This is a genomic window from Pseudomonas syringae (genome assembly GCF_023278085.1).
Lineage (GTDB): Bacteria > Pseudomonadota > Gammaproteobacteria > Pseudomonadales > Pseudomonadaceae > Aquipseudomonas > Aquipseudomonas syringae_Q.
Map to the genome: position 1 here is coordinate 3,900,678 of NZ_CP066265.1, position 16,821 is coordinate 3,917,498.

General features: G+C 57.2%; 13 protein-coding genes. All 13 read right to left on the bottom strand.

Annotation, left to right across the window (positions count from 1 at the left end):
• Positions 1-13: 13 nt before the first annotated feature.
• Complete coding sequence (locus I9H07_RS17365; protein WP_236425004.1) at positions 14-856, bottom strand: hypothetical protein; 843 nt, start codon at positions 854-856, stop codon at positions 14-16.
• A 59-nt stretch (positions 857-915) separates the two neighbouring features.
• Positions 916-1,758 carry a hypothetical protein gene (locus I9H07_RS17370; RefSeq protein ID WP_236425007.1) on the bottom strand — a complete coding sequence of 281 codons (843 nt, stop codon included), beginning with the start codon at positions 1,756-1,758 and terminating at the stop codon, positions 916-918.
• A 25-nt stretch (positions 1,759-1,783) separates the two neighbouring features.
• A complete protein-coding gene (locus I9H07_RS17375) occupies positions 1,784-3,490 on the bottom strand; it encodes a hypothetical protein (protein ID WP_058824144.1) in 1,707 nt (568 codons plus the stop codon).
• A 72-nt stretch (positions 3,491-3,562) separates the two neighbouring features.
• Positions 3,563-6,199, bottom strand: a complete 2,637-nt coding sequence (locus I9H07_RS17380) for a contractile injection system tape measure protein (protein ID WP_236425009.1) — start codon at positions 6,197-6,199, stop codon at positions 3,563-3,565.
• On the bottom strand, positions 6,189-8,774 hold the full coding sequence (locus tag I9H07_RS17385) for a hypothetical protein (RefSeq protein WP_236425011.1): 2,586 nt from the start codon (positions 8,772-8,774) through the stop codon (positions 6,189-6,191). Before I9H07_RS17385 ends, I9H07_RS17380 begins: the two co-directional genes overlap by 11 nt.
• Entirely contained in the window at positions 8,767-12,411 is a 3,645-nt protein-coding gene (locus I9H07_RS17390) for a hypothetical protein (RefSeq protein WP_236425013.1), read from the bottom strand. Before I9H07_RS17390 ends, I9H07_RS17385 begins: the two co-directional genes overlap by 8 nt.
• A complete protein-coding gene (locus tag I9H07_RS17395; RefSeq protein ID WP_058391519.1) occupies positions 12,412-12,828 on the bottom strand; it encodes a GPW/gp25 family protein in 417 nt (138 codons plus the stop codon).
• Between the two features lie 6 nt (positions 12,829-12,834).
• Complete coding sequence (locus I9H07_RS17400; RefSeq protein WP_236425014.1) at positions 12,835-13,134, bottom strand: PAAR domain-containing protein; 300 nt, start codon at positions 13,132-13,134, stop codon at positions 12,835-12,837.
• Positions 13,135-13,148: 14 nt separating this feature from the next.
• Positions 13,149-14,933: a type VI secretion system tip protein VgrG gene (vgrG, locus tag I9H07_RS17405; protein WP_236425016.1), complete on the bottom strand. Its 1,785-nt coding sequence runs from the start codon at positions 14,931-14,933 to the stop codon at positions 13,149-13,151.
• A complete protein-coding gene (locus I9H07_RS17410) occupies positions 14,926-15,603 on the bottom strand; it encodes a CIS tube protein (protein ID WP_236425019.1) in 678 nt (225 codons plus the stop codon). The genes vgrG and I9H07_RS17410 overlap by 8 nt, the downstream gene beginning before the upstream one ends.
• Positions 15,604-15,620: 17 nt before the next feature.
• Positions 15,621-15,791 (bottom strand): DUF5908 family protein, encoded by a 171-nt coding sequence (locus I9H07_RS17415; RefSeq protein WP_161936337.1) that lies wholly within the window; start codon positions 15,789-15,791, stop codon positions 15,621-15,623.
• A 2-nt stretch (positions 15,792-15,793) separates the two neighbouring features.
• Complete coding sequence (locus I9H07_RS17420; RefSeq protein WP_024674802.1) at positions 15,794-16,297, bottom strand: phage tail protein; 504 nt, start codon at positions 16,295-16,297, stop codon at positions 15,794-15,796.
• The gene (locus I9H07_RS17425) at positions 16,290-16,712 is read right to left on the bottom strand and encodes a phage tail protein (RefSeq protein ID WP_200866812.1); all 423 of its coding nucleotides are present in this window, start codon (positions 16,710-16,712) and stop codon (positions 16,290-16,292) included. Before I9H07_RS17425 ends, I9H07_RS17420 begins: the two co-directional genes overlap by 8 nt.
• Positions 16,713-16,821 lie beyond the last annotated feature (109 nt).

Below are 16,821 nucleotides of genomic sequence, written 5' to 3' on the forward strand. Positions count from 1 at the left end.
TCGGTTCCGTTGGTTAACCGCTCAGACGCTCGACGTCATCAAGGCTCAGGTCGGCCCAGGCAAAGAAGTCGATACTGGTGTTGAGGTTCAGCTCGTTGGCCTTGACCAGATTCAGCAGTGGCGCGTTGAGCCAGTGAGCGAGTTCGGACGCTGGCAGGCGCGCCGGGTTGTCCAGCAAACGGGTCAGATAGTGATCGTGGGTTGCATCACTGAGGATCAGTTTCCTGGCCTTGAAGAAGTACGCGACCTGCCCGCGGGACTGTTCATAATCGGCGATCCCCTGAGACTGCTGAACCCGCGCCGAACCGTGACTGAGCAAGGCATGGCAATCACCGCCAGCCATGGCTGCCGACATGTCCAGACGGGCACCGGACTGGCTCGCCACAGCCAGGCTCCAGTCGCTGGCCTGCACCACCCCGGTGATCACATACACTTCTCTGAAGCTGTAATGCAGCTGGGTCAGCTTCAGGGTGACGTCATCACGGATGGCATGCCAGTTGGTCAGCAACTGCGCCTGTGCTGCTCCGGCGCTGAACACAAAACTGCCACTGTGGGCAAACTCCAGCACCTGCTTGGTATAGGCTCGGTGTTCACCCTCCTCGTCTTCGGCCCACAAGGTTTCGCAGAACGTTTGCTGGACGTCGCGGCTCAAACGCCACTCGACCGGGTCGAATTCAAGCGCTCGACTGACCGCCACTCGCTCCACCAACTGCGCCTCGACAATATTAAGCAACGGCTGAAAACGCCCTTGATGCACTTGGCAGACATCGCCAATGGCCAGGGTTCGCGTCAACGGTTGCATCGGTAACCAACCGGTTTTGAGATAGCTGTCCCGATAGAAATTTTTTCTCGACATACATGACCTCCCTGATCGCTTTGCCGGCGAGCATCAACGCTGCCGGCGGCCTGCCCTGGTTACGCGGCCAAGGCTGCGGCATTCGCAGCGTTGAGGCCCGACTTGCTCGAGGTCAGCTTCATGAGGTAGTACGCCAGTCGGCTCTGCGCCTGGGTCAGTTGGTTGACCACCTCATCGTTGTTGGTCAGCGCATTGTTGTAGTTGAGCACTGCATTTTCATGAGCCTGCTTGAGTAACTGCACCACACCGTTGCCGCGAGCCGATAGATTGAGTCTCGATGCCTCTGCCGGGCTGGCAGCGGGCTGATCTTTCCCGCCTGCGTGCGGGCTGTCATCAAGATCGCCGGCCTGTCTGGCGGCCAGCGTGATTCCCCCTAGCGAGTCCAGCAATGTCGACTCTGCGGCATAGCAGCTTTGCAGTGCGGTCAGTGTCAACGCTACGGCGTTATTGGCGTCACTAGTGGCTTTGGCCATGAACGTCGCCATGCTGGCGGGGATCTGGATATTCGAGACCCTTTGCTTGTTGATCAGCAGGGTGACCTTGTTGATTATTTCAACCGAAAAAATCAGCTTGCCTATCAGGTTCGCCATTTTTTCCGAAACCATAGCTGCGTGTTCCGTCGCCGCCCTGGCCTGACCCAGCGCTATTTTGAAATTGCTTTCCAGGCTGGTAACGCTGTACATCGCCGACCTGGCCAGGTTGTAGTTGGCCAGGGTGCTTGCCTGAGTATTGGTGGCCTGCCCCAGACGCGTGGTAAATGCATTGGCTTTGGCTTGCAGCGAGTCGACGATGGCTTGTTGCTGGGTGACCCTGTTTTGCGCCAGATGCACCTGCTCCGTCAGGTTTTTGATGTCGGCATTTTTTTTGACTGCCACGCCATAGGCGAGATGTTCGATAGTCATTTCATAACTTCCTGTATGAGAAAAATCAGCGCAAGGATGAGGTGCGGGATTCCAGCTTCAAGCTGTCGAGCTTGTCCGACAGCACACTTATGTAGGCGTCGCTGTGTTCGTTGTTGCCGCTGTTGACCAGGGTCAGAATGTACGGACGGTAGGAAACGCCCTGCCTGAGCAAGTTTCCAAAGTTGTCTGTGGTGGTGGTGTCGATCTCGACGGTGTAATGCTGAACAGTGCCTTCGGCAATAGATTCGCCGATATCTTCAAGCACCTCATCTTCGCTGATCACATCACTGGCTTTCTTCTTGCCTGGCTTGCTGCCTGCCACCCGCTCAGCCGTCGTATAGTTCGCCGGCGCCACTTGCTGAGCGATCTCCACGTTGAAATAAATCGGCGCTTTCGGAAAATCGGGGCTACGCATGAAACCGATGCGATGTTTAGGGTCATCCTCAATCAGGATGCAGCGAAACTCTAGCCCGGCGAGTTCTCGCTTGAATCCGGTCGCTGTGAAATGCAAGGTTGTCAGCAAACCTTCGTCATTCAACGGTGCTACGGTTTCATGCGTGGACGCGGTCGCCAGCGGCAGGTGCATGGCCGGTGTAAAAGGCGCACTGGGCGATGAAAGCACGTCCGAGAAGTCGCCGATAAAGTGTCGGTATTGTTTCGAAAACTCCATATAGAGATAGGCAACGTAAGGCGCGCCGTGCTTCACGCGAACGTTGTTTACATCCACTTCAAGTGCGACCTTGAGCGGCTTGCCCCGGGTGGCCTTGACTTCCTGAAACGTGCCCTCGGGTTTAGTGATGAACAGTTGCTGAGCCTGCTCTACCGAGAATGTCGCCATCTGGTCCTGGGGCAGCAGTGTCAGAAAATAGACGGGAGCGGCTGCAGGAATCGAGCCTTCAATGACTTTTTCAGCGCGAAACACCGGGGCTGACGGGGGCAGGCCGTCGAACGATACGTACAGACTTGAGTCGTGATGAACGTGGATATGCAGCCCCAGATTCAGCTGGCGGTTGGTGCGGTCGTAGGCCAGACGATTGGCATCCAGCTGAGTGTTGATATCCTGCACCTCGCCCTCCACCTGCCGCTCTTGCTGCACGGTGGTGGCAGCCGCAGCCTTCGCTGCGGTGACCTGCGCGCTGGATGTATCCAGAGCCGCCTGGGTGATTTTCAGCAGACCATCAATCCTCGCTTTGACGTCAGCGGTTTGCTGCAGAACGGCCTGCGTCACCACCTCCGACGTCTTGCTGGACGTTTCCATGGCCCATCGCGACACTTCCTCGGCGTCGTTGGCAACTTCGTTGATCAGGCTGTTGGCTTGCTGGACATGCTTGTACAAGTCAGTGCCGAGCATCGATGCGTAGGCGCTGTTGAAGGCGGAACCTATACCCGACGATAAAGCGTTGATTGCGATGGCTGCAATGTTCACGTTGGCCGCCGCAGTTGCCATGTTGGTGGTGCTGGTACTGATATCGGTATTGCTCATCGTTGCCGAAAGCAGCAACGTGTTTACAGCGTTCTCATTCAGTTCGCTCAGATCGTTGACCTGCGTATTCAGATCCCGCACGCGATTCAAGTCATGCAGGGCGTCGTCCGTCGATATTTGCGCCTCCTGCGCATAATAAAGGCTGTAGTCATTCGCGATCTGCGAGGACTTCAACAGGTTCTGCTGCGCCAGCAAGTCCGCAAGGGTCTTGTTGACGGTTTCTTGCAGGTTTTCGTTATAAGTGTTCATCAATGCATCCTTACAGGTTCATGAATACTGATAACGCGTTGTTCGCTTCACCAGAAAGCTTGAGAGCGACCATCACGTCGGCCAAGTGACATACAGCGGTTTTTCCATCCAGGGCAATTTGATAACCGAGTAAGTGAACGGACAACGGGCCAACAACAGGTCATAGGCGCGACGTTCCACACTCAAATGCCAGCGCTCACCACTGCGTTGCAGAACGCCGCCGCGGATCAACCAGTTACCCCGCAGCCCTTCAAAGCTGGTCTTGCCGATTGCCGGCCAATGACCGATGACCGCCGTCATCAGGCTATGGCACAGCGCTCTTTCTGCTTCGTGCAACTCAATCGACAACTCCACCGGCTGCTCGATGGCAACGCCACACAGGAGCTTGTTAAGCGTCAAATAATGCTCCGGGGTTTCGGTCAGCCCGGAAGCGAGAAACTGCAGGACATGCACGGCGCGCCGTTGCGCGAGTTCGCTGACAAAAACGGTTTTCGCTGTCGCGTCACACTCTTCAGTCAATTTGAGCCACGAGAACAGCGGCGTTATGAAGCCATGCAGCAGCACAAGGCCGGCATTGCTGATGGGCAGTGCAACATTCTCGATAACGTCGGTTTTAAACGGCGCGGGCACCGGAACGAGTGCGCTGTGCGGCAATTCGGCCCCCCGCAGCACAACACCCACGGCCTGGCACAAGGCGCTTGGTAACTTACCCAACTGCGGCGCCATGGCGCTGTACAGCGCGGCGCGGCTCACCGGGCGCTGACGCACCAGCTGCGCGACGTAAGTTTCGACCAGTGCCACTGGTTGCAGGGCCGCCCAGTCGCCAGCAAGCCCACGCTTGAGCAACAACTCGAACAGTACCGCTTCACGCTGCGCCCGGCTGACGGCGGGTAAGGCCAGGTCGAGCAGCCAGTGATGGAATGCCCCAAGCGACTGCAAGACGGCGTACTGACTCTGGGCAATGACTCTCAGAGCGTCAACGAGCCAGGCAAAAGTCACCGCCTGGAGGAGACGAAACAGTACGGCGGGTCGCCGCGCGGCATCCTTGAGCAGCGCTTTCAGCGCTGCCGCGTGGCCGTGGATTGAATCGTGGAGCAAGCGAGTCAGATCGAACGGTTCGGCAGACTTGAGCCACGACGGTGCCTGGCCATGCAGCAGCATATGACGGGCGATGTCCAGCACACGCGGGTGCTGCAGATAATGCCCGGCGTAATCCTGAGTGAAGTCATGGGTCGCTGCGGTTGAAGGCTGCGTCTGAAGCTCGGATTTCACCTGGGCGTGCTGTATCAACGTCGCATACGCTTCATGCCATTGGGTATGTCGCAGGCCTGGCGGTTGCGTACGCCACGCTGATAGCAGATTTGTCAGGCTGATATTCAGACGCAGACTCGCGCTAAGGGCCATGCGTGCCAGTAACTGCGCCGCGCTGAGACGCTGCTGGCGAACATCGAGGCTGACCGACCAGAACAGCTGTGTCAGTTGCCGTTCAAGCAGGGCCTCGGCGCCCTGCCAGCAACCCGATACGATCAATAACCTGCCCCACTGCTTCAAGGTTTCCTGGGGCGGGTTCAGTTCAGCGGGCAACTGTGCGAGGAGCCAGTGCTCGACGGCCGGGACATGCCGCTGCATGACAAGCCAGTGCAGCGCCTGAACGCGGTCCGGCTGGCGCTCCAGCCAGACGTCGATGCAGGTGCTGCCCGGTTGCAGAAGATCGCTCAGCAGTTGGTCCCGCGTATCCATTATCGGGCTGAGCGATGGGTCGACCTCGGGTGGGCTGAGGGTCTGCGTCGACACCGCTGTCATGTTGCCAGGCAGGCGAGCCTGATCCTGCCGGTAAATCATTTCAATCGCGGTGACGAACGCCAGGCCAATCATGCCCAGCGGGCGTAAGGTCTGTACCGCCTGAAACATCAGTTCAAGCAAGGTCGCAGGATCAAGACCGTAATGCCGGGCGTTGCGTCCGATGACCGAGCGCAGAAAAGCGGCGGTATTGAACAGCGTGCCACGATCGACCAGCAGATAGGACAAGACGCTCAGCCAGACCTGATTGCGGTAGTCGGCTGAATTGGCGTTTGGCACATTGCGCTTGTTGTGCAGCACAATAAATTGATGGGCATACGTACATGCCACTTCTGCTTGCCATGGCTCCAGCAAACCGATTATGCGGCCTAGCCGTGTTTCACCCAATTGCCAGACGACTCGCTTGCGTACCGTTTCCGACTGCCCGAGGTCGCGCAGGATTCGAGCCACACGGTCGGGTTGCTCGCTTAGCAGTTGATCCAGTATCTGCTGGATATTGCGAGCGTCCTTGAACCACCAGGGCATGCTGCCGTGGCGTAAGAACCCGATCAGGCTGTCTTCCAGCGTCTGGCCCATATCCAGGATGCGCAGGTTCGATTCGGTGCGGCTCGACGCTGATGATCGAGGCAGGCTGAGCAGCTCATCGAACGCTGTCTGCAAACAGACGCGCAAGCGCCGCGGCAACTCCAGCGCCATGTCTTCAAGGGCGATGTCGCCCAGATCCAGTTGCAGTGTATCGATGCGCCAGGTCTGATGGGCCGGACAGCGCTCGCTGAAAAACACGTCCAGCTCCTGCTCCAGCACCGAATGGCTCCACTGGCTGATGAAATCCTGCAGGGCAGCTGCCTGATCCTGATGATCGAAAGTGCTCTGCCAACGGCAACGGGCAATCATGTTTTCAGACGACATCGCCGGCCTCCCTGTCAGGGACGACGCCCAGCAACTCGACCAGCTTTTGTGCCGCATGATCGCGCGGCTTGCTGCCCATCGAACTGTTATGCCAGCTCACAAAATAAGTAATCAGCTTGCGCAAGTCTGCCTGGTTCATGGTCACGTAGCGCAGGCCAATATGCGCAGGCCAGTGTCGCTCGACCAGAGAATCGATAAACACTTTGAAAGTGCCCTGCCGGATTACGCCCACGAAGTCGGGGACAATCAGGGACGCACTGAGAAAGAACGGTGCCGAGCCGGCCTCGTGTGTTGGCAACAACAATAGATGCTCGATAAGCATGCAGCCTTTGCGCTGCGTGGCCAGCCAATACAAGAGTTCCAGATATGACCGGTAATCGTCGCCGCTGATGTGGGCCACCGGACTCGCCTCTGCCGCACTGATCACCAGCAAAGGCTGCTGTCTATCACCGTCGACCGGCTGACTGGCATAGAGCTGGTGCTCCCCGTTCACTTGCCTCACCCACAGATCAGAATTTTCCAGTCGATGCTCATCGCTTTCTCCCGGCACCTCCACAAGCCAGGATGCAAATGGTTTGCTCTCCAGCAGAGCTTCCAGGTTTGCGCACAAACCCAACAGATGTTCGGCCAGGCCCAGCAGAATGTTGGTCTTGAGTTCGAAGGTCGAAAAGTTGGCGAAGTCGGCAGCAGCCAATTGCGCCCGGGCGTAAATCAGTGCTTCATCCAGCTGCCCGGCCACCGTGGGCAGCCCGAGGCCGTGTTGGTGATCGCTGGATTTATTTCGCGGTCTGCCAACGCCTGGCAACGCTTGCAAGGGTTTGGCAAAAGCAATGTCAAAGGCACCGTTTTGTGCAGATGAGAGCTTCTGATAGTTCTGCAACCAGATGCTTTTGACGATGCAGCGCGTTCTGACTTCATTGCCAAACCAGTAGCACGTCTTAAGCATCTCGTTGTAGACACTTGCCTGATCACCGTGCCGGGCCATCAAATGCGAGAGCATCTGGTCGCGTCGCTCATAAGCCTTGGGCGCGGTCTCCATGATGCCGCGCAAACCGTGCAGGTAAGCGTTGAACGGTTGCTGCCTGAAGCGCTGCCAGGCGTCACGCTCGACCAGTTCCGCTGGCTGTTGCGGATCGGTCTGGTATCGAAAGGCTGTGTTGCCGCGCAGCAACGGCATCACTCCGGGGGTGTCATACAACGGCTGGCAGTGATAGGTCACCTGAAACGCCGGACAGGCCAGGGCAACGCTCGCAGAGTCTGGCGCAGACGCTTTCGGTTTGAACGAGAACAGATCACCCACATGGGAAAGCTGCGAGAACTGGTTGGCCAGCAGTTGGTCGTAGACCATCAGATAGCCTTTCAGCTGACGCGTACTGGCTGTCTGGAGGTGAGCCTGTGAAGACTCGACACCAATGCGATAGATCTCCGGGAAGGTATTCTGTACCGAGTAATAACTTTCGATATTACGGTAGCGACCTGCGAGTTTCGGCGGATAAGGATCGACCGCCGATGCCACGGCGGCACTCTTGTGCAGCAGACGCATCTGGCTCAAGTAATGAGCCGTCGGGCCCGGCGCTTTCGGTTGCAGATGCTGGGCGCTGTGCGTGAGCACCAACCCCGTCGAATTGATCTCTGCAACCTCATCGGCAGCTATTGCAACGGCTGACGCGCCTTCATGGGCGCCGCTGAATGCCAGCCCTTTTACCTGCTCCACGCCGTCGAGTGCAGCAAGCCGGATGTTGAGTTCAAACAGGTTTATGCTCGAGGTTTTGTCCGGCAGCCCGTCCGTGCCGTTGATCCAGCCTTGAGTCAGCCTGGGCCCGTTGAATATCTCGTCGCCCGCCAGCCCCTGATCCCGGAGCTGGCAGTAGCCTGAGCGAATCACCGGGGGCACGGCGTAGCTGTTCAACGCTTCGATCAGTTGGCTCTGAACGACGGAGATATCAGCAGAGGGGGCCAGAACAAGCGTGCCGACAAGGGTGATTTTCTGCGCCGCAAGCAGCTGGGGCGTCACGAAGAACTCGCCCAGGTTGCGGCAGCTGTTCAATCGAGCATGCACCTGCTTCAGCCGCTGGTGGTTATGTGTATCAATGCTGGAATGCAACTGCAGAAGCTGCTTCTCGGCCTGCAGCATAGGTCTGAAATACAGGTAAGTGCGGTAACGCCCGGTCAGCATGGATGCCTCACCGGCACCGTCCACAGGCAATGTCTGAGGCGTGATGTAGATCGCCTCGACGTCCGGCATGCAGTCGTGTATCAGCCGCCGGTAATCATCAACGGTCACCGGCGAACAGGTGAGGATATCTTGCGGCTCGAAAAACTGGCCTTCATAGCGGATCTTGCCATCCGCGCCAGTCAAGACATCTTCGACTGGAAACTCCGCGCAATAGCCCAGTTCGGTCAGTGCATAACACAACTGATCCAGGATCGTGACGCCCGGATCGCTGTCGTTGTAGTTGCTCCAGGTATTACCGACCAGTTGTTTGAGCTGCTGGATACCCAGGTTTTTCAGGCTGCGAAAATTCAACGCGTCGGGTAACGGCTGATCAATGATCGAAGGCACTGGGTCAACCATGACTGACCTCCTGAAGCGTCGAGCGGGCCGTGCTCTTCAGTTTGTGATGATCAGCGCTGACCAGTACCGCGTAAGGCTCGGGCAGCACAGGGTCGTCGGTGATGAGTTCTTCGACATGCCCAGGCGAGGTCCGCAGGATTTCCAGCGAAGACACGGCGAGTACATTGGCATCGGCCTTCAGAAAAGTGATCAGCTCGGTACGACTCAAACCCTTGGCAATGTCCATTTGTGGCCGGTCACTGACAATCCACGGCGACAGATACACTCGCAGTTGCTGGTTGAGCACCTGATACAGCGCGTTTGCGTTGGTCTGGGGCGATACCACCAGGGAGGCGATGATGGTCACTGTCTGGTGCTGCAGATTCTGAACCCGGATCCGTGACATGGCACTGGCACGTCGCACCAGAAACTGTTCGATCACGTTCAGAGAAGCAGCACTGACCTGCGGCCTGAATGCATCATGCACGTCTGCGCTGGCGTAGCCGTTGACCAGACCGATGACCACGCCCCCCGGCTGTTCGGCCGAGGGCATCGCGGTGGCGTAATACAGGTCTGGGTACGCTTCATATGCCAGGCTAGCGTAGTGACCGCCACTCTGGGCCCGGTCCTTGTGATTCAGGCGGGTCGCGACACGTCGGTAAAAACTGGCAGGCTGATCGAAACCGCTCTGATCTTCTGCAGGCAGACCGGCGAAGGATGCAAATGGCTGCACAACCCCCGCCACCTGTCTGACCTTCTGCTGCGTGGCGACAATGGCCCCGGCCTCGATCGCCGGCACCGTTCCCGCAGGCAACCCGGCCACAGTGCTACGCCTCAGTTTGACGGCTTGCGTATTGACGTACGTGATCTTGCAACTGTTGCGCGGGCGGGCAATCGCCAGCCAGAACCCCTCAGCCTGCATCAGCGGCAGGGCGCTGACTGAATCGTCAGTTGCCGTTTGCGGCTCGGCGATCGCCAGCCTGATCATCCCGCAAGTGCGCAGGTTGGCAGTGTCATCCTGCAGCACCTGAAGCGCCCGCCAGCCGCCGGCGGTCCAGCACTGGCAGACAAGGCTGGAATCATCCGGCTCATCAATATTTTCGTCGCTGAGGACGCCAATAAACAGACTCAGGGTCGACGTCATCGCCTCACTGAGTGCAAGGTATAACCAGCCACTTCCGGTGACGGGATACAAAGGCAGTGCCGTGTTGCTCTGATCAGCCGCCTGATCGGTAGCATGAGCGTCATAGGCCAGGTCGGTAGTGAATGGCCCATAGTGATAAATCGCCAGCGGAGAACTCACCGCTGCCTGACGCGGCTGAATATCTACCGTCATGCTCGCCGTGTAGTCGAGTGAAACCGCTTGCTGGGCCGGCGTATAAGGCAGGTTGGGCATGTCCTGAAAAGTATCGGAGGGTACGGATGTGAGAGGCGCCCCGGCGTCCGGCGCCACAGAGCGGCCCAGGACACGCTTGATCTTCGCTTTCAGTGCGCTCCAGCCTGCCTTGATCGCTTGACCCAACCGGGTCGAATACGACGCCCCCTTGGCGTTGGCGCCGTTTATCAATACCTGCGCATTGTGCAGAGTGACGCTCGCCGCGACCCTGGCGTAGAGGTCATGACCGAAGGCATCGACCGGTTCCACGAGCTGCATGCTGATATAGCCATCGCTGGCCTGCCTCAGCGCCGCAAGGGGCGCCAGTGCCAGCTTTACGGGAACAGCCCGGGCAGTGTCGAGCTGAAAGCTGAATGTGCTGCTGTTGCTGTTGCTGTTGCTGGCAGGGAATTGAAACAGTGCAGAACGGGTGTTTTCAGACTGGCCCGTCAGGAGCAACGCTGACCACTTACCGTCGTGAAGTACCTGCCAGCAAACCTTGAACGCCTCATTGTCAAACCTGGACTCAAGACCCGAATCCCCGGGGCTCAGATACTGGTTAAAGGCCGCGTAATACAGGCGAAAATCGGCAGGCAAGCCATCCCAGATGATTGTCAGGGCTAGGTCAGTCAACGGTTTGGCAAAGCACTCATTGCTGCCCACATAAAATCCGCTGCCTGACTTCGGCAGTGAACCAAATGTCAGGGCCCGTCCCGTGGCAGGTAGCGCAGAATTGTCGTTGGCCATCACCAATTGCCTGAAGCCCGTGACGCTCACCGTGATGGCTACCGAAACCAGCGTCGGGGGCGCATTGGCCTGACCCGTCAATTGCGGAAGCACCTTCAACCTGGGCCATGGGCTGACTGCGCCATCCATGGCCGACGCAAACGCAATGATCGGCGGGTCGCTGGCCTTCAAATCCAGCTTGAGCGTCACCAGCCCACTCGCCGTGACGCTGACAGGAGTGGTTGGCACAACTTGCAGCCAGGCTTTCCCGGTACTGAGGAAATACGCAGTGTTGTCGGCCTTCAGCACCGATATCGAGGCATCCGTGCCCGCAAGCTGCATCTGCAAAGTAATTGACCGTGTGCCACTTTGCAGAAGCAACATCGGCGATGCGATGGCAAAACCTGGTTGAACCACTACAGCCTTGGCATCACCCAGTGTTTCCCAGGCATGAAGGCCCTGGACCAACGCGCTGCCAGGCTTGTCCACGTTCGCAACCGTGCTTGAATACCATCCACTGTTTGCCGCGTCATCCAGGTAATAGAGTGTGCTCAAAGTATTGATGCGCACCCTGTTGAGCTGCACCGGCTCGTCATTGCTGAAAACGATATCGCTGCCGTCAGGGTAGGTACCCGCCTTGAACGTGGTTGCAGCGGGCAGGTTGAACGCGTCGGTTCGGGGCGCAAGTGTCAGGCATACATACACCGCATCTGCCTGCGCAGGTTTTGGAACCTGCTGCAGTATCTGTCGATAATAGAAATCCAGATGCTTGCGCCCCAACTGGTTGATGTTCTGCTGCTGCACGGCCATCAACCGGCTGAACACCATCAGCAATGCGGTATCGGCAAACCCGGTGGGCTGGTTCTCGGATGCCTCGAACGCCTGTCGCGCGTAATCGATGACCTGGGTGAAGACACTGAATACCGCGCCATATACCACCTGCAGCCCGGCCAGGCCTGCCGGGATGTCGGTATCTTCCGGGGGGGCGGGAGCCGTGCGCTTGCCGCCCCACACCTTATCGAAACCTTTGAACAGCCCTGCATCCGGTGCCTCGACCTGGCCGCGGCTGAAAAGACTCAGGGTCAACTGCAACCTCACCATCGTCCATAGCTGATCAGCCAGCGAAGTCTCGATCCGGGTTTTCAGAAAACCATGCAGCACGTAGGCTTTCGGAGCCAGATCCATCCACTGATACCACTGGTTGAGCATTGAAAACATATGGGTGGACAGCATGCACAACTGGCTGACCGCCGCGAACTCGGCCGGATCGGGAGCTTCAATGGCCTGGAGGCCTGACGTTCTGGCGGGTGAGAACGTGGAGTAATAGCTTTCGGGCTCTGCGTGACTGATCGCCGCCATCAGGATGGCTGGCTCTTTCATGAAGAACTGCCGCCAGTCACCGGCCGCCTGGTTGGTCTTGTCGTAATAGACAATCAGCTTCGCAAACTCGGCAGCGAAGGCCATCCTGTCGCGATGGTCCCGACCATCGACCAGACAGCTATCCGGATTGAGCGCAGTCGCAAGCGTCGCTCCGGCACGTCCATGATCACCCGCCATTTAACCCGTTACCTCCAGATTGGAGCCTTCAAGGCTTGAAAACGGAAATACGTGGTTATGCCTGGCATTGGTTTGTCGGACGACGTAGGTGATAAAAACCTCGACCGTTGCACCACCATCATTGACAGAAAGCCTGACGTTCTCGACGTCGATACGAGGCTCACCATTGAGCAGCGTGAACGTCACCGACTGAATGATCTCCTCCTGGGCAGTCGCGTCTATGTGCCGAAACAGAAAAGTGGACAATTTACTGCCGTAATCCGGTAACAAGCTTCGGCTGCCAATGGGAGTATTCAACAACAGGTGTATCGACTGGTTGATATTTTCAACGGCAGCGCTCATGCGCAATTGAAGGTTGGCGTCTTCAAACACAATCGGATAAGACCAGCCAGAACCGAGAAAGCTGCTGTCTTCCATGCAGGCTCAGCCTCCGATGATCACGTTCAGACAGCCCAGCACTATTGAGCCGCCGTGCGCTGTAGCATCACCGACCCGGGCAGCCGGTAGACCGTTGATGATCACCGTCGCCGACCCTTGAACTATCGAGTCTGGCGGACCAACGCAAACGCAAGGGCTGCCCAGCAACGCCGCAGGCAAGCCACCGATCAGCACCGTCGCGGCACCAGGCAATAGAACAGGTCCGCCGACATGCGGGATAGGCGGTACGCCAGGCGTCACCATCTGGCACACATGTAAATCGGTCACACGAGCAGCGAATGGCATGTGGGCTCTCCCGACTAATTAATCATGACCATGGCGGCTTTCAAGGTCAGCTCTGCGCCACCCTGAACCTGCGCGCTGGCATTGCCTTCGGCACTGAACTCCAGCTCCGCAGCCTGCTTGATATTCAACGCGGCGGTAGTTGCATCGCCTGCCGAGCTGTTCAGGCTGATGCCCGTGTCGCCCTGCAAGGTGATTTTCTGTGCGGCCTGCAAAGAGAGGGTGCCGTCACTTTTGATGGCGATCCCTGACGCGGACATCACGATGGAATTGCCGTTCTGGTCCTTTATCTCGATCTGCCCCTGAGTGTCATCGAGGACGACACTGTTTTTCCCGGGCGTCACCAGCGACAGAATCTTGTTCTTGTCGTCGAACATCACTCGCAATTCGCTCTTGCTGACAATGCCCTTGAGGGTGTTTTCCTGATTGGGCGATAACGCGTTGAAAGGCACATTCTTCTGGCTGTACATGCTGCCCAGAATGACCGGGAAACGGGGGTCCTGATTAAGAAAACCCAGAATCACCTCATCACCCACTTCAGGCATGAAAAACGTGCCCTGCCCGTTGGTCGAGTAAAAATTGGCCAGCCTGGCCCAGAGCCCGGTGGCATCATCGTTGAACAGCGCGACTTCGACCTGAACACGAAACTCCCCCGCAGGATCGCTGGCAATGCCCAACACGGTGGCGTTGTACAACCCCTGAATACCGGGCAAAAGCCCCGCCGCCGAGGGTGCCTGTACTTGTTGTTCCTGAGAAAACCAGATCGGTGACATGCCGATGCTGAGGTCCGTGAACCAGTTGCCCTCTTCTATCGTGTGCTCGACCTGCGACACAAAATGGTCGCCGTCGAATCGTGCCCCCAGCCCGTCAAGGGTCAGGTATTTGCCGGGTAAAAAATTGTCGGTGCCCTGGCAACGCACGTGACCGGTTATCTTGGAAAGCTCGCTCTTGAGCATCTGTGCCTTTGCCCAGCTCATCAACTCAGCGTCAGTCTCGGTCGCGGTGGTTTGCAACTGGTAGGTGCTCAGGCCCACAACATCAGCCAGCGTCTTGCTGCTCAGATTCCCCGCGCCCGCCAGATGATTGGTAGCGGTGGCGGTAACCAGTTGCTGGCTCTGAAAACTCCACGCGGACGCCGTGACCTGGGCCAGTTGGGTGACGGCATTGAGCTCGGCACTGAACCCCATGATGTCCTTGCCGTACGTCAACGTGCGCACCGATGTGGTATTGGCGGTCGGATCGAAAACGCTGACCCCGTCACTGACCGTACTGACCAGCAAACCATTGACTTCCGCTCGTGAAAGCATGAAATCCCAATCGGTGACGTAATACTGAATCAGGGTGGGCAGTACCGTGTCGGTAGAGGTCACGCTGGCCGTCAAACCCGCAGTCGATACCAACTGATTTATCACGTCGCTGTCGGTACTTTGGCTGTAATTGGCACTCTTGCGGCCAACGGTCATCTTCACGGCGGCAACTTTGCACGTCACTTCCAGCAATGGACCGCTGTAACTCTCGATGCGCAGGGCCTGCTGAGTCACGATGCCTTGAAACAGCACAGTGTTGATCCCGTCATAACCCGCTTCAAGGCTGATCGCGTTGCCTGGCACAAAGGCCTCGGAGGCACTGATCGCGAAACCTTCGTCAGACGCACTGCCATCGAGAATGGTCAGGGTCGCCGTCGCAATCCGGTTAATGGCGTGGACGATATGGATACGCTGTACCGAGTATTTTCCCGGTAAGGGTTCACCCTTGATTTTGACTGTACTGGTGACAATACCTACGGCCGTCAGACTAGACATTGCCAGCCTCCTGCGCGATGAGCGGCGGCGCGCTCAACCGGATGCCCGGTCTTAACTGGCGAAACTTGTCCAGGTTATTGAACTGCGCCAACTGCACATAATAAGCGGAGTCGCGATAAATCCTGTTGGCTATCTGGGGTAACGTATCGCCCTCTACAACGCGTATCAGGTGACTCATATCAGGCGAGGCTTTTTTCTCGCGTCTCGCCAGTGTGGTCGGATCGATATAGGACGAAAATTCCAGAGACACCCTGGCGCGCAGGGGCGTGCCGTCCGGCTTGAAGAATGTGTAACTGGTGCTGAAGCTGGTCAGCACGCCACGAAACGCCAGCCCGGCGCCCCAATTGATAATCAGGTAATTGGGCCTGTGGATATCGCCGTTATAGTCATAGATGACTTTTGACAGCTGCTTCATTTCATCTGGCAAGTGCACACGCGTTGCGTCGACCACGCCGGTGCAGTCGATAACCAGTTCAAAGCTCAGCTTCTGGCTGAGACTCTTGCTGTACTTGGACGAAGGAGCACTGGTATCCGGTGCGGATTCTTCGCTGTATTCAATCTGGCGCCCCCATTGCAGCTTTTCAGGATTGAGCATGACCTCATATTCGCCATCGGCCATTTTTTCAGTGAATTTTTCATCACAGTAGGCGACTATTCTCATATTGCTCATGGCACGGCCGCTCTGAGTTAACGATCAAAATCCGTTTTTGCAGCCTTGTCTTTCAATGCCCGCAGGCACTCTTGCACGATGCTCTTTCTGAGCGAGGCAATCCGTTCCGCGCTGAGCACCTCGCCTGGCGTTTCATTGCGGCTGATAATACGGGTGTGAATCACCAACTCACGTATCTCGACAGGCATGCTTAACTCCCCCCGAACATCGCGGCCATTCCCGTGTGCTCATCGTCGTTGCGCGAGTCGTCGGTATCAAAATACTGATACGCCAGTTCAATGGTCTCGATCAGAATGTTGTTCTCCTGAGACTTCAATTCACTCATGGCCCACTTCACCGGGTACGCATTGATGAAGCTCCACTGCATGCAGGGGTGGCCCAGGTTGTCCAACAGACTGACGATGATCATTTTGGTCTTGATCGGGTTACGCAAACCGCCGCCCAACGTGGCCTGACACCACTCGGCCAGGGGCGAGCCGACCGTAGCGACACCGCGTTTCAATACCAGATTGGGGTAATGCGTATTGCTCGGCAGGCGATACTTGAAACGGTTTTCTCCGCCGCTGATCACCTCCTCCACGGTGGTTTCCTGGCTCAGCCCCGACACTTCCTGAAAAGCAGCATCGGTGCCGCTGCTCTCCCCGGACAGCTTGACGCTGAAATGAAAACTGGTAAGCAGATTGACCTCAGGCATTGATCACGAGCATCTGTTCGTGAGCGATCTCAATGGTGTCCACCGCCACCTCATTGCTGTCCGATTTCAGGTCTGTGCCGGTTATCTTGGTCGGCCAGGCATTGAGCAACTGCCACTGCATGGTGACCTTGCCCCCCTCATCAAGAAGCTTGATCAGCACCGTGCGCCGCAGAACCGTATTCATCTGGATTTCGGTCATCCACTCCCAGAATTTATTGTCATGGACAAACACACCGCGCTTCATGGTGATGTTGCCGTACTTGACCAGCCCTGGCATTTTTACCGTCGAGAACTGCGGGCTGTTGCTGTGCCGGTACTCGATCGGCTGAACTTCCTTGTCCATCCCGGATACTTCCTGGAAGGCAATCTTGGTCCATTGAGAACCGAAATCCACTTCAAAGCGAAACTTGGGCATTGGCCATGTCGCGCTTTCTGTTTTCCCGTCATCTGGCATAAAAAATCCCTTTCACGATAACTGCAGTTGGTTATGGATAGACGCCGAAAACAACCGTCGCACTGCGTGC